The 13,497-nt window shown below is 67.5% G+C and carries 11 protein-coding genes; 5 read left to right on the forward strand and 6 right to left on the reverse strand.

Annotated features, from left to right (window positions below):
* Positions 1–134 precede the first annotated feature (134 nt).
* The gene (locus B5F85_RS00925; RefSeq protein WP_087313493.1) at positions 135–404 is read left to right on the forward strand and encodes a hypothetical protein; all 270 of its coding nucleotides are present in this window, start codon (positions 135–137) and stop codon (positions 402–404) included.
* A 63-nt stretch (positions 405–467) separates the two neighbouring features.
* Here the strand turns inward: B5F85_RS00925 and B5F85_RS00930 are convergent, their stop codons facing one another.
* Both B5F85_RS00930 and B5F85_RS00935 read right to left on the reverse strand, forming a co-directional pair.
* Positions 468–1,127 (reverse strand): vWA domain-containing protein, encoded by a 660-nt coding sequence (locus B5F85_RS00930; protein WP_087313495.1) that lies wholly within the window; start codon positions 1,125–1,127, stop codon positions 468–470.
* A 146-nt stretch (positions 1,128–1,273) separates the two neighbouring features.
* The gene (locus tag B5F85_RS00935) at positions 1,274–2,296 is read right to left on the reverse strand and encodes a macro domain-containing protein (protein WP_087313497.1); all 1,023 of its coding nucleotides are present in this window, start codon (positions 2,294–2,296) and stop codon (positions 1,274–1,276) included.
* A 387-nt stretch (positions 2,297–2,683) separates the two neighbouring features.
* Between B5F85_RS00935 and B5F85_RS00940 the strand changes: the two genes are divergently transcribed.
* From B5F85_RS00940 to B5F85_RS00955, 4 genes are all read left to right on the forward strand, one after another.
* Positions 2,684–8,038, forward strand: a complete 5,355-nt coding sequence (locus B5F85_RS00940) for an isopeptide-forming domain-containing fimbrial protein (protein WP_087313499.1) — start codon at positions 2,684–2,686, stop codon at positions 8,036–8,038.
* A gap of 90 nt (positions 8,039–8,128) precedes the next feature.
* The gene (locus B5F85_RS00945) at positions 8,129–8,875 is read left to right on the forward strand and encodes a class B sortase (RefSeq protein WP_087313501.1); all 747 of its coding nucleotides are present in this window, start codon (positions 8,129–8,131) and stop codon (positions 8,873–8,875) included.
* A gap of 70 nt (positions 8,876–8,945) precedes the next feature.
* Positions 8,946–9,155, forward strand: a complete 210-nt coding sequence (locus B5F85_RS00950) for a hypothetical protein (protein ID WP_087313503.1) — start codon at positions 8,946–8,948, stop codon at positions 9,153–9,155.
* The gene (locus B5F85_RS00955; protein ID WP_087313505.1) at positions 9,139–9,591 is read left to right on the forward strand and encodes a helix-turn-helix domain-containing protein; all 453 of its coding nucleotides are present in this window, start codon (positions 9,139–9,141) and stop codon (positions 9,589–9,591) included. Before B5F85_RS00950 ends, B5F85_RS00955 begins: the two co-directional genes overlap by 17 nt.
* A 71-nt stretch (positions 9,592–9,662) precedes the next feature.
* On the opposite strand, the gene B5F85_RS00960 is transcribed toward B5F85_RS00955, so the two are convergent.
* From B5F85_RS00960 to B5F85_RS00975, 4 genes are all read right to left on the reverse strand, one after another.
* Positions 9,663–11,009: a 6-phospho-beta-glucosidase gene (locus tag B5F85_RS00960; protein ID WP_087313507.1), complete on the reverse strand. Its 1,347-nt coding sequence runs from the start codon at positions 11,007–11,009 to the stop codon at positions 9,663–9,665.
* A gap of 128 nt (positions 11,010–11,137) precedes the next feature.
* Entirely contained in the window at positions 11,138–11,473 is a 336-nt protein-coding gene (locus tag B5F85_RS00965; protein ID WP_087313509.1) for a PTS lactose/cellobiose transporter subunit IIA, read from the reverse strand.
* 39 nt (positions 11,474–11,512) lie between these two features.
* Positions 11,513–11,812, reverse strand: a complete 300-nt coding sequence (locus tag B5F85_RS00970) for a PTS sugar transporter subunit IIB (RefSeq protein WP_087313511.1) — start codon at positions 11,810–11,812, stop codon at positions 11,513–11,515.
* Positions 11,813–11,970: 158 nt separating this feature from the next.
* On the reverse strand, positions 11,971–13,350 hold the full coding sequence (locus B5F85_RS00975) for a PTS transporter subunit EIIC (RefSeq protein ID WP_087313512.1): 1,380 nt from the start codon (positions 13,348–13,350) through the stop codon (positions 11,971–11,973).
* Positions 13,351–13,497 lie beyond the last annotated feature (147 nt).

The raw sequence follows: 13,497 nt of genomic DNA on the forward strand, positions 1-13,497 counted from the left end.
CCGATGGCTAGTCGTTGGCCGAGTAGCCCGTTCCCGATACCTTTCGGCGATCATCACCTATCGCGGCGGCCAGGAGGAACGAGTCCGAATCATCTCGGCGCGAGCGTCAAGCAAGGCGGAAGTGGGGCGATACCATGGCTGAGAAGGCAACCTCAGACCGCATCGACGAGCTCTTTGACAGCGGCAAGGAGGTCCTCCCCTACGCCGACGAGGCGACCTTCGAGCGCCCTCGTCAGGCCCAACGCCGCATGAGCGTGGACATGACCGCCCACATGGTCTCCCGCCTGGACAGATACGCCGAGGAGTACGGCGTGACGCGACAGTCTCTGGTGAAGATTTGGCTCGCAGAGCGGCTCAACGAGGAAGATGACCGACGAGCCCGGCGTCACAGCGCAACGGGATAGCGTCTCCATTGCGCCGCGGCACCAGGCTCGCTCGTGCCACGACCCGCGGTCCGTGACGTCCCGCTACCGGCGTCGTGCCCGCACGTCGGCGTCGACGCCCGCGCGCCACGCGTCCGAGATCCCCGTCCCCGGGGCGCTCGCGCGCACCTGCGCGACGGCAGTCGCCATGGCCTCGTAGAGCACCTCCGTACCGCGTGCGTCCGCGAGATAGTCCGCCGCGCGCTCCGGGGCGATTCCCAGCTGTCCCGCCTCGGCGGCGGCGTCGATGTTGGCGCCGATGAAGAGAAACTCCCAGCCCCGCTCGCGCCGACGCTCGATCATGCGCCTGACGCGCGGGTAGGTGAAGCGCCGGCTCGCGTTCTCCATGCCGTCGGTGGTGACGACAAAGAGCACCTTGTCGGCTCGGTAGCCCTCCGGGAGCACGTCCTGCACCAGGTCGACGTGCTTGATCGCCCCGCCCACCGCGTCGAGAAGCGCCGTGCAGCCGCAGCAGCGGTAGTCGCGCCGGGTCAGGCGCGGCACCCGTCGGATGTCCAGGCGGTCGTGCACCACGCGCGACTCGTTCGAGAAGAGGATCGTGGAGACCGTGGCCTCCCCCGGCTCCTCGCGGCTCCTCTCGACCAGGCTGTTGAAACCGCCGATCGTGTCGTCCTCCAGACCCGCCATCGAGCCACTCGCGTCGAGGATGAAGACGATCTCGGTGCGCCCCGTGTCTTTTCCCATCTCTGCCTCCTTCGTCGCAACTGCCTTCGACTGGGAGGTTACGCGGCCGACGCGCGCCAGAGGTAAACCGCCGGGGGACATCTGCCGGCAGGGCACCACCCGCACGTTGGGGACAGTCCCCAACGTGCGGGTTCCCAACGTGAAGGTTACGAGGAGCCGATCAGCGGCTGGTCAAAGGAGAAGAGCGCCTCGTTGACGGTCATGACGTCATGCACGCCGCGCGCGAGGTAGAACTCCACGATCACGTCGAACCTGCTGCTTCGCGAGAGCGCGAGCCCCGCCCGGGCAAGAAGCGCGCGCGTCTCGCCCAGCGAGAGCCCGAGCGCCATCGCCAGCGCCACGGCCGTGGGCTTGCTCGGGCGATAGTCCGCGCGGGAGCGAATCTTGGAGAAGAGCTGCCGGCTCAGGTTGGCGCGCTTGTAGACCTCCGCGTCCGTGAGGCCACGCTCGTCGATCAGGGCGAGAAGGGCCTGAGAGAAGGACGCGTCGAGGTGCGCCAGGCGCTCGACGAGCTCGTCTTTTGACTCGGGCGCCGCGGCGCATCGGGCGACAGCGCGGGGAGCGGGGACCGAGCGCCCGGTCATCGGCGTCGCCATGTCGAGCTCGGCGCGGCGGTCGCACATGAAGGGGCTCTCCTCCACGTACGCGTCTCCGATGAACTCGCGCAGCTCGCCCATGAGCGCTACGCCCGCGGCCACGACGTCGCGCGAGAACACGACGAGCGTCACGTCAACGTCCGGGCGGCGGTCGAGAAACGCCGCGGCCTCCTCGCGCGCGACCTCGAGCGCCTCCGCGACGGGGTACCCGTAGATGCCAGCGGATATGAGCGGGAAGGCGACAGACTCCGCCCCGAGCCGCTCCACCTCGGCAAAGACGCTCTGATAGCAGCGACGCAGCAGCGCCTCCTCGCCATGGCCCCCGCCGCCCCAGACGGGACCGACCGCATGGACGACCCAGCGGCACGGCAGGTCAAAGCCGGGCGTCGTCACGGCTCCGCCCATCGGGCAGCCGCCGATCGCGCGGCACGCCTCGAGCATGCGGTCAAAGCCCGCGGCTGCATAGAGCGCCCCGCACGCGCCCCCGCCGGGAGCCAGGCGCTCGTTGGCGGCGTTGACCAGCGCGTCCGCGCCCATGCGCGAGATGTCGTTGCGAACGATGGAAAACGGCATGGTCGCCCTCCGCTCAAAACGTGGCCTCTCGAGCCACATCGTACCCGTCGAGGGCGCGCCCGCGGACGATGGCGCGCGCCGGCGGCGAAAACGAGACCGTCCGCCGACCGCTCGCACCTCCCCACGAGAGCCCGCGACCCCGCTGCCTGCCGCTGAAAGCTCCCCGGGAGCTCGGAGGCAGACGCGCGTCAGCGACACCGCGCTATCCTCCCCTTCCACCTGCCGCGAGAGGGCAGACGCCGCAAACGAAGCACAAACGTCCCCAGGCGGACGTCCACGACCTGACGGGCCCCACACGGGGCGGCGGGCGGCGCAGGAGAAGGGAGGGAACGCGTCCGCCACGCAGGCGCGCGGCTCGCATCGCGCACATCAAGAGAAAGAGGGCACATGAGGACTGCAAGAGCGAAGGGAAGGCCGCGAGGGCCCGCGGGGGCCCGGCGTCCTCTGCGCGAGCGCGCCCGCGCCGCGCTGATGACGTTCGCGCTGCTGCTGAGCACCCTGTTGGGAGCGCTGAGCCCGGCCGTGGCCTGGGCCTTCGGGTATGGCCTGGACATGGACTTCGACCCGATCCCCATCAACTACATGGCCGAGGACGAGCTCGAGGACCCCGACTACTCCTGGTCCATCGGGTTCGACGAGGTCGTCGACTACGAGGGCTTCCAGTGGTACGACGACCTCAGGCCGTTTCTCGCCTACTCGTCGGCTGCGGAGGAGAACCCCAACAGCCACCAGAACATCGGCAAGCGCGACGGAGGGTGGCGCGTCGAAATCACCGAGGACACGCCCAAGGGAACCCCCATCTGGCTGCGCTTCACCGGCGGCAGATACAACGGGCAGGACATCGACGCCGTCGTGAGCATCGTCGACTGGACCTGGAAGGACCTCCCCGCGCACCTCGCGGGCCTCAACACCGGCATCTCGGTCCTGAAGGGCTACAAGTCCGTCTCTGACGACCCCGAGGGCAAGTACTTCCAGACGTTCAACTTCTATTCGATGTGTCTCGCCGAGTTCGTGGTCGACGTGCAGTTTGTTCTCACCGGATCGGACACGCCCGTCCAGATCAAGGGGCACCTCACGACGACCGACCTCGACTTCGGCCAGAGCTTCTCGTTCTCCGGCTCCGTGGTCCAGGCAAACATCGCGAAGGGCAACGAGGACCTGAAGATCAACGAGGAGGGCAACCTCGTCTACACCGAGAAGCTCTTCGGCCTCGACGACAGCGACCCTGAGCACTGGCACAAGGGCATGGTCGAGGGCTATTTCGACACGACCAGGGACGGCGGCCACTACGGAGAGCCTCTGCGCTTCTACTTTGGTACCTCGTACGGCGCCGGGCAGACGGCTGAGTCGATCTTCTTCCTCTCGACCGACTTCCTGACGGCACCGCCGACCAATCCAGACCACCCGGTCGACCCGCCCGTCAAGACGGCCGACCCCGCGTCCGGAGTCTCCGTGGGCGACCACGTCACCTTCGACGTGGATGTGACCATGCACGAGGAGGCGAGAAACTGCCGCTGGGGCTGGCACTACACCACCTGCCAGATCGTCGACGTGCTGCCGCCGCAGATGCGCTACGTCGAGGGCACGGGCCGGCTGCTCGACGAGGAGGGCAACGACGTCACCCATCTCGGCAAGGTCATCTACGACGGGGACGACTCGGAGCCCAACGAGAACACCGTGCGCTTCGAGTTCGACCGAGAGGCGCTGAAGGACCTCGACCTGCTCGGCCAGCACTACCACTTCGTCTTCGACGCCGAGCTCACCGAGTACCCCGACCCCGACGAGATGGCACCGAGCACCGACCCGCTCAAGGTCCACAACAACTGCTACGTCGAGGTGAACGGCGACAAGAACCCCGGCGACGAAATCACCGTCGAGCTCCTCGAGCCCCAGTTCTCCGTCGACAAGTCCGCCGACGACTACGAGTGGGAGGTCGGCGACGTCGTCACCTACACGGTACGCTACCAGCAGACCGTCCCCAACGCGCAGAGCCGCCACACCGTCGTCTCCGACAACCTGCCGGAGTATCTCGAGCTCATCCCCGAGAGCGTCCAGGCCACCGGCGTCAAGGACCTCCCGGCGGTCGAGACCAACGGCAACGAGTGGTCCATCGGCTTCGACAAGTTCAACTACGGCGACGAGCTCGTGGTGACCTACCAGGCCCGCGTGCGCCAGTCCGGCAACGGGCACGAGGTCGTGAACCAGGCCTCCATCCACGCCGCCAACGCGCCCGACGAGGACGATCCCGAGGAGATCTGGGCCAACACGGCCAACGTCGAGGTCGAGAAGGGCGTGGACCGCTACGAGGGCTACGTCGGCGCCTCCGACCAGGACCCCGGCTTCTTCGAGTACACGGTCACCTTCCGCAACGCACAGGCAGGCACCGTCGCCAACGACGTCGTCGTCACCGACGACTCCCTCCCCGAGGGCATGAGGCTGGGACGGAACAACGACGGCTCGCTCATGATCGTGTCCGTCAGGCAGGACGGGGCCGAGGTCACGATGAGCCGCGACCAGGACAAGTACTCCGGCACGCTCGCCGACATCCAGTACCGCGTCGGCGAGGCCGAGGGGCAGGACCCCTTCGACGGCGACTTCGAGCACGACCAGACGGTCACCGTGACGCCGGCCTGGGAGATCTCACCCAAGGGCACCGGCTGGGAGATGCACCTCGACCACCTCGCCTACGGCACCGACGTCACGCTCGTCTACCGCGCCTACCCCGAGGACTCCGTCTCCGGCTGGGAGATCGAGAACAAGGCGGAGATCACCGCCGACAACAGCCAGCCCGACGACGACACCGCGGTCGTGTGGGTGAACCAGCCCCACTTCGCGATCGACAAGCGGGCGTCCAACGACACCTTCACGGTCAACGACGACGTGCTCTACGAGGTCAAGGTCACCAACTCCACGCCCGGCACCCTCGCGCGCAACGTCGTGATCTCCGACCTCGCGCACACCCAGGGCGTCGAGCTTCTGCACGACACGATCAGGGTCTATGACTCCGAGGGCAGGGACATCACCGACTCCTGCACGATCAACTACAAGCACACCCCTTATGACGGCGAGACCTTCATCATCGAGACCAATCGCGACCTCATCGCGGGTATGACCGACGAGATGCGCGACCTCTACGAGCAGCTCCAGGCGACCACCACCGAGGCCGACTTCAACGAGGTGCTCGCCCAGATCAAGCAAGCGATCGCCGACGGCAAGGGCGCCAACCACGATGAGGTCACCGTCGCCATCCCGGGACGGCCGGTCTGGCGCGACGGCGGCATCGTCTGGCTCGACGGCTCCAACCCGCTCGACATCGACCAGCAGAGCCCGCGCCCCGGCTCGCTCTCCTGCGAGACTGAGATCGTGGTCTGCTACCGCGTCAAGATCGAGGACGCCGAGCTCGCCGGCCAGACGGTCGACAACACGGCGCTCGTCGTCTCCGACGAGCCCAACACCGCCACCACCGACGACGAGGTCGTCGACGTCAAGGGCCCGAGGCTCGTCATCGACAAGACCTCTGACAAGGACACCTATCAGGTTGGCGAGACCGGCCGCTACACGCTCGTGGCCACCCAGACCCGCGAGGACAACGTGGCCAAGGACGTCATCGTCTCCGACCTCATGGACGAGCGCGACGTCGCCTCCATCGTCCACGGCTCGGTGCACGCGGTCGGCCCCGACGGGCAGGCCATCCAGGCCGAGCCGCAGTATGTCAGCGACGACTCCGGCAAGATCGTGGGCTTCACGCTCGAGACCGGCGTCGACCTCGCCGACGAGGAGTCGATCACCGTCACCTACGACGTCACCTTCGAGAAGGCCGGCACGACGCTCCACAACGTCGCGCAGGCCAACGCCACCAACACCGTCGGCGGCACCGACGACAACCTCGTCAGGGTCATCGACCCCTACTCCGTCGTGACCCTCGAGAAGTCCGTCGACCGCGACACCGTGCGCGTGGGCGAGTGGGCCACCTACACGCTCAGCGCCACCGTCGCAGACCATCCCGCAAAAGACGTGGTCATCACCGACAAGAGCCTCCCCGAGGGCATGCCCGTTGACCTGCGCGGCGTCACGCTCGAGGTCAACGGCGTTGACGTCGACGACTTCCAGCTTGACGTCGAGGGCAACGGCTTCGCCGCGCACCTCGGCGACCTCGGGCCCGGGGACGTCGCGCGCGTCACCTACCGGGCTCAGGTGCGCGACGAGGCGCTTCTCGGCACCTCCGTCGTGAACACCGCCACGCTCACCTCGTCCACGCTCGAGGAGCCGCTGCGCGACGACGCAAGCGTCACCGTTCCCCTGGACGAGCCGGCCGTCACGCTCGAGAAGTGCGCGAACCGCGAGAGGATCCACGTCGGGGAGACCGTCTCCTACGTCGTCGAGGCGACGGTCCCCAAGGACTCCGACGGCGCTCAGGCGGTCGTCGTCTCGGACGCGAGCTTGCCCGAGGGCATGCCCGTCGACATGGCGAGCATCCGCGCCTGGCTGAACGACCGCGAGGTCACGCCCGTGAACGCGCAGATTGAGGGCAACGCGTTCTCGATCCCCTTCGGGGACCTGCGCCCCGGCGAGACCGTGCGCGTCTCCTATGACGCCACGGCAGAGGCCGAGGAGCTCACGGGGACCGACGTGACCAACGTTGCGACCCTCACCTCCGAGTCGATCGACGAGCCGCTCGAGGCCACGGCGACCGTGAGCGTCGTCGACGCGTCGCAGACCATCCTCGACAAGACGGCCTCCGCCGCGAGCGTCAAGGTCGGCGAGGTGATCTCCTACGCCGTGAGGGCCGTCTGTGGCACGGACCTCTCCGGCGCGACTCTCGTCGACGAGGGTCTGCCCGAGGGCGTGCAGATCGACCCCGCAACGATCCGCGTCTCGATCGACGGCAACGCCCTGGACACCACGCCCTCCGTCGAGGGCACGGGCTTCTCGCTCGCCCTGGGAGGGCTGCGCTCCGGCAACGTGATCGAGGTCGCCTACGAGGCCGTGGCGCGGGAGGGCGCGGAAGGGGCCGCGGCGACCAACGTCGCCCGCCTCTCCTCCCCTGACCTGCCCGAGCCGCTCGAGGACGAGGCGACGGTAGAGATCGTGGGCGAGCCCGCCTCCCCCGCCGGCGACGAGGAGCCTCCCGAGGCGACCGATGCCCCCGAGGCTCCCGCGACCCTCGAGAAGAGGGCCGACAAGGGCGTGGCACAGGTGGGCGAGACCGTGTCCTACCTCGTGACCGCCACCGCCCGGGCGGACCTCGCCGAGGCGAGGCTCTCCGACTCCGGGCTGCCCGAGGGCGTCGTCATCGACGAGCAGAGCTTCGAGGTGCGCCTCAACGGCGAGCCGTGCGAGGGCGTCATCCCCACCCTGGAGGGCACGGACCTTGTGCTCGAGCTCGACAAGCTCGCCGTCGGCGACGTGGTCGAGCTTGCCTACGAGGCACTCGTCGAGGACGAGGCGCTCGCAGGCGAGACGCTCGTCAACACGGCCCTTCTCGAGGGAGAGGGGCTGGAGGAGCCGCTCGAGGCCACCGCAACCGTCGAGGTCGCAGGCGAGGTCGAGGCTCCCGGCAACGACGCGCCGGCAGATGACGAGACTGATGACGCCGGCCCCGCGTCGGGCGGCGGGGAGTCCTTCCCCAACACCGGCCAGAGCGGCGCGGGAACGCTACTCATCGTCTTTGGCGTGGGCGTGGCGATAGCCGCGACCGTCGTTCGGGTCCGGCAGGGCCCGCGGCGCTGCCCGAGACGCTGACGGCGCACGACACGGAGAACACCCCTCATGACGTGGGTCCCGGCCCGAGCGATCGCCCGCCGGGCCGGGACCCGAGAAAGGAGGCAGCCCATGAGGCTCGCGCGAGCCGCGTGCACCTTCCTCATCACCGTGGGCGTCTCGACCGCCGCCCTCGGAACGGCAGCCATAGCCCGTGACGGCGCCGTCGCCGCCAGCTACCGCGAGCTCGCGCGCCAGGTGGCGCCGGTCGAGGACGAGACCGGTGCCGCCGAGACGCCCGGGGACGCGCAGGCCGTGGCATGGGACGTCCTTCTTGCCCAGAACCCCGAGGCCTGCGCCTGGCTGCGCGTTGACGGGACCACCGTCGACGTGCCGGTGGTCGCGGCCCGATCACGCGACCCGGACGCCTGGCTCTACACCGACCTCTGGGGGCAGCCCTCGGAGACCGGCACGCCCTACCTCGACCATCGCTGCGAGGCGGAGGGCGAGGCGATGGTGGTCTACGGTCACCGCACCGCCTATGAGAGCTACCTCTTCCATGACGTGTCCCCGCTCTTCGAGCAGGAGGCGCTCGATGCCGTGGGGGATGCGACCTGGGAGACCCCCGAAGGCGCGACGGCCTTCGAGCCGCTCTGCGCCGCGAGCGTCGACATGGCGGACGCACGCTGGCAGCGCTTCTCGTTCCCTGATGCCGAGGAGCTTCGCTCGTGGCTCGCCTGGGCCTGCGGCGAGGCGAGCGCCGCGCGCACGGGCGCGGACGAGCTCGTCGCCGCGGCCGAGCGCGCCCTCGTCCTCGTGACCTGCAACGGCCGCGCCTTCTATCCGCAGACCCGCACCGTCGCCGTCTTTGTGGCGTGATGCCGCAGCGCTCTCTTCGCAACCCGATAACTCTTATCTAACTTAATATTTATCTGTTAGGATGGAAGACGTGGTCAAGAGGCGCGAGGTCATTGACTGTCTCAGGAGGGCGGGCCTTCACCCCACGGGCGGCACCAATCATGAGCACTGGACCGACGGAACCCACTTCACGCAGGTTCCCCGGCACCGCGAGATCAGCAACCAGCTCTTCGCGAGAATCAAGCGGCAGGCGGGCATCACCGACGAGACGAGGGATGACGAGCATGTTCTTCATGGCTGAGTTCGAGCTCTTTGAGAGCGAGGGGACGATCCTCGCCCTTCCCTTTGGCCTTGAGGGCGGGACCGAGGCGCCCACCTTCGAAGAAGCCGCTGCCATGGCAGCCGATTGGCTGAGGGGGGAGGTGGAGCACTGGCTCATGGCGGGCGCGTGCCCCCCCTCTCCCACACTGGGAAACGAGCCCCTCCGCGGCGGGAGCGTCTGTCTCATCGGCGTGAGCTCCTCGCTTGAGGCCATTGACACGATGACGGCAAGCGAGGCGGCACAGGCGCTCGGGGTCTCGCGACCGCGCATTTCGCAGATGATCAAGTCGGGCAGACTCGAGGGCTTCACGAAGGGGCACGCAACCTTCGTCACCGTGGCGAGCGTCCGCGCGCGTCTCGCCGCACATCCCCGCGCAGGGCGCCCACGCCGCCAGCCCGAGCCCCTTCGCGCATAGCGGCGCCCCGCGCGGCCTTGTCGCGCGGGGCGCAGGCAGAGCAGGGACCTGGCGGCCTCCGGGCGTCGTGCCTACGCGAACTCGGGGAGGTAGTCCTTGTGGGCCTCGCAGAGCTCGTCGAAGACCGCGTTGGCCACGGCGTCAGAGTCGCAGAGCTTGTTGGCCACCAGCGCCGCCACGGCCACGTCCTTGTTGCCGGTCACGGCGGCCTCGGCCACCATGCGCTCAAAGCTCTTGATCATCTGGATGGTGCCGTTGATCGCGGGCGAGAGCTCCCCCACCACGATGGGCTTGGGGCCGTCGCCGGTGATCACGCAGGCGCACTCCACGGCGCTCTCGTAGGGCAGGCTCGTGACGGTGCCGCGGTTCTGCACGTCCACGTACTGGACGTCTCCGCGGTCGTTCACGATGGAGTCGATCACGGAGCAGGCCGCGTCGGAGTAGTGGGCACCGCCGCGCTCCTCGAGCTGCTTGGGCTTGACGTGCAGCTCGGCGTCCTTATAGAGCTCGAAGAGCTCGGCCTCCACCTGCTTGACCACCTCGGCGCGCACGCCGTGCGCCTCGTAGTCGCGCTCGAGCTGCTCGAGCTCCTCGCGCGTGGAGAAGTAGTAGTTGAGGTAGGACACCGGGATGGCGTGCAGGCCGCGCACGAGGCGGTTGGACCAGGGGATCGCCATGATGTTCTTCATGGTGCCCAGCTCGTCGACGGGCAGCGTGCAGTAACGCTCGAGCACCTCGTCGAAGCGGCTCTTGCCGTCGATGAAGACGTCGGTCACGAAGAAGTGGTGGTTGAGGCCGGAGAGCTCCATGCGCACCCGGTCGGGGTCCACGTCCATCCACTTTGCGATGCCAAATCGCATCGAGATCGGGCAGTTGCAGAGGCCGATGATCTTCTTCCAGCTGGTGTAGCGCAGCACGGCCTCGGTCACGATGCCCACCGGGTTGGTGAAGTTGACGAGCCAGGCGTCCGGGCAGAGCTCCTCCATGTCGCGGATGATGTCAAAGATCACCGGGATGGTGCGCAGGGCCTTGAACATGCCGGCCGCGCCGTTGGTCTCCTGGCCGATGAGGCCATGCTTGAGGGCGATGCGCTCGTCCTTGATGCGGGCGTCGAGCTGCCCCACGCGAAACTGCGTGGTCACGAAGTCCGCGCCGGCGAGCGCCTCGCGGCGGTCGAGCGTGAGGTGCACCTCCATCGGCAGGCCAGCGGCCTTGACCATGCGCTGCGCGAGGCCGCCCACAATCTTGAGCTTCTCCTCGCCCTCGGGGACGTCAACGAGCCAGAGCTCGCGCACCGGGCAGGAGTCGTAGCGCTTGATGAAGCCCTCCACGAGCTCCGGGGTGTAGCTCGAGCCACCGCCGATGGTGGCGATCTTGATGGGACGGCGCTCGACGGCGCCCGCGTTCTTCTCGGCCATGTCCTGGCTCCCTTCTGTCGGAAAACCTCGTTGAGTTCTCAAAAGGGCGCTACCGTCTCCGGCAGCGCCCTTCAAAGTACGATGTGCATGCGGTTGTGCGGCGGCGCTCAAGCGCCGGCAGGCAGTCCCTACTCGGCCACCTTGGCGCGGAGGTCGAGAAGCTCGCGGTAGACGTTGGCGAAGTTCTGCGCCATGAGCTTGCAGGTCTCGGCGCCGGCCATCTGGTCCTCGGCGTGCAGGAGCAGAAGCGGGGTGCTCTTGCGCTCGCCGTTGGCCTCGGCCGTGAGCAGCTGCATGTGAACGTCGTGTCCGCCGGCGTAGGCCTCGTCGCCCTGCTTGACGAGCTCGGCCGCCGCCTCGAAGTCGCCCTCCTGGGCCTTGGCGATCGAGTTGATGTAGCAGGACTTGGCGGTGCCCACGCAGCTGATGATCTGGAAGCAGATCATCTCCATCTCTTCGTCCATGTTCCCTCCCTTGGTCTTGGTCGCGATCGTGGTCAGGAACTAGCCGAGAAGCGCGGCGACGTCGTCAAGGATCTTGGCGGCGTTCATGCGGCCGTAGTCGACCATCGGGATGACGGCGACGGGAATGCGGCCATCGACGGCCTTCTCGAAGTCGCCCTTGGCGTAGCCGATCTGGGGGCCGAGCAGGAGGATGTCAGCCTCGTTGAGGTGATCCATGGCCTCGTTCATGGGACGGGCCTCGATGGTCACGTCCTGACCGCGCGACGCCGCCTCCTTCTGCATCTTCTGCACGAGCAGGCTCGTCGACATACCGGCGTTGCAGCAGAGCATGATCTTCATGGGACGCTCCTTTCCATGCGGGGCTCTCGCCCCATCTGGCCCTTTCGGGCGTGACGTGCAGTTACCAACGAACAGTCTAGTTCAAGCCTCGATTGGGCCGCAGGCGCAGGGAGATGTGAGTTCGCCTGCGGCCCCGGGGAGTGCGCGAACGGTCCCGGCTACTCGGAGGCCATCTCGAACTGCTTGCGCTGCGCGGCCTCGGAGGCCTTCATGAAGGGCAGGTAGACGACCACGAAGATGGCGAGCAGGATGACCTGCAGGACGGCGGCGCGCCAGTCCATGCCGGTGGAGAGCAGGCCCGAGGCGATGATGGGCGTGGTCCACGGCACCTGGATGCAGGTGGGGTTCACGAGGCCCATGACGGTGGCACCGTAGGACAGCAGGATGCCGAGGATGGTGTTGAGGACGAACGGCACCATCAGCGGGATGTTGAAGACGATCGGGTAGCCGTAGATGACCGGCTCGTTGATGTTGAAGATCGCGGGCAGGATGCCGAGCTTGGCGATCTCCCTGGAGGGCTTCCACTTGCCCCAGATGAAGGTGGCGATCAGCAGGGCCAGCGTGCAGCCGGAGCCACCCATGAGGGCGTAGACGTTGATGACGTTCATGTTCAGCCACACGTCCGGGCGAGCGAGGACGGCGTCCATGCCGCCGGTGGAGTAGAGCTCCATGGCCTCGGTGAGGACGATCGTGAGGACGGGCTCGACGAGCACGCCGTTGATCGTGGACTGGTGGATGCCGAGGGTGAACAGGAAGACGCCGAGCGAGTAGATCACGACGAGGCCGATCGGGTTGGTGGTGAGAGCGCGCAGCGGGGTCTGGATCCAGGTGTTGACGAGGGCGGTGATGTCGGTCTGGAAGCCGGCGAAGAGAATCATCGCGAGCAGGCCGAAGGCGCCCAGGGTGAGCAGCATCGGGATCAGGACGTTGAAGGACTTCTCGACCGCGGGGGGCACGCCCTCGGGCATCTTGATGCGCAGCTTGTCGACGCCGGACACCTTGATGAAGAGCGTGGGCGCGACCAGGCCGATGATGATGGCCGTGAACATGCCGTTGGTGCCGGTGTAGTTGGTGATGAAGGCACCGGTGACCGCAGCGGAGGTGACCTCATCGGTGACGAGCGGAGAGGTGGCGGCGAGGTTGGCCGTCACGGTCTGCGGCATCATGATGAAGAACACGGCGAGCGAGACGACAACGCAGGAGATCGGGTTGTCAAAGCGCTTGTTGGTGGCCAGGCTGTAGCCGACCATGCCGCAGAGCAGGATTGCGGAGATCGAGAGCGCGCCCTGGGAGAGCGCGGCGCCCCAGTACTGGGCGGTCGCCAGGATGTCGGCGTTGGGGAAGATGCCCGGGCTCGCGGGGTTGACGCTCCACAGGAACGTGAAGAGGACGTTATTGAACAGTGCCGCAAGACCGGCGAGGATGAAGACCGGCATGATGGTGGCAAAGCCGTCGCGCAGCGAGCGGAGGTGCACCTGGTTGCCGATCCTTGCGGAAACCTCCGAGAACTTGTCAAGGAAGCTCTGACCGTTGGCCATTGTTTTCACTCCTTACATTTGGATAGTGCCTACTTCAGACGTGCCCTCTCCCTGAAGAACGCGTCCCTTGCAACGAGATGGATGCCGGCAGTACCGGCGGGGATACGCCGGCGAGAAGGACGGAGGCTGGCTTCACCGTCCTTCTCG

Origin of the sequence: Olsenella sp. An293 (assembly GCF_002159495.1) — a bacterium.
Classification (GTDB): Bacteria; Actinomycetota; Coriobacteriia; order Coriobacteriales; family Atopobiaceae; genus Thermophilibacter.